1 protein-coding gene is annotated in these 886 nt (G+C 76.5%); it reads right to left on the bottom strand.

What is annotated here, in order from left to right:
* Window positions 1–886: AMP-binding protein (locus ACYVE9_RS28685; RefSeq protein WP_461030804.1), on the bottom strand; the 886-nt coding region annotated here is incomplete at both ends.

Here is an 886-nt window from a genome sequence, read left to right as displayed (position 1 = left end):
CCGGGGTCGGTGGGGCCGGGGTCGTGCCGGTGGGTGGGGCGTGCGACGACGTAGCCGATCAGGCGCGGGGCCCCGTCCGGGGTGGGTACGGCGGTGACGGCGGCGGCGGTCACGCCGTCCAGGGTGAGCAGCGCGGCCTCGATCTCGGCGGGTTCGACGCGGTGGCCCCGGATCTTCAGCTGGTCGTCCGCCCGTGCCAGGTAGCGGAGTTCCCCGTCCGGCGTCCACTGGGCCAGGTCGCCTGAGCGGTAGAGCCGGGCGCCGGGCGGGCCGAAGGGGTCGGCGACGAAGCGGGCCGCGGTCAGGCCGGGCTGCCCCAGGTATCCCTGAGCGACGCCCGGGCCGCCCACGTACAGCTCGCCGGGGACGCCGTCGGGCACCGGGCGCAGGCTGTCGTCGAGCAGGTGGAGCCGGGTCCCGGGCAGCGGGGTCCCGATCGGGCTGCCGTCGCGGTCGGCGTCCCGGGCGGTCAGGTCGCGGCGGGTGGCGTGGACCGTGGTCTCGGTGATCCCGTACAGGTTGACCAGGGTGGGCGCGGTCGGCCCGTCGTGGCGCCGGTACCAGTCGCGAAGGGTCCGGGGACGCAGTGCCTCTCCCCCGAACACGATCCAGCGCAGGGCGAGTCCGCGGCCGCGCGCGGGGTCCTCGGCGTCGGCGCGGTCCAGGGCGGCGAAGGCGGACGGGGTCTGGCTGAGCACGGTGACGCGCTCGCGGGCCAGGAGGTCGAGGAAGGCGCGGGGCGAGCGGGCCACGTCGTGGGGGACCACGACGAGCCGCCCGCCGTGTGCCAGCGCCCCCCACATCTCCCACACGGAGAAGTCGAAGGCGCAGGAGTGGAAGAGCGTCCACACGTCGCTCGCTCCGAAGCCGAAGGGGGCGGCGGCGT

This window comes from Streptomyces sparsus (assembly GCF_054776295.1).
Note: the sequence above shows the minus strand (reverse complement) of the source record. Positions and strands in the feature narration are given on the sequence as shown.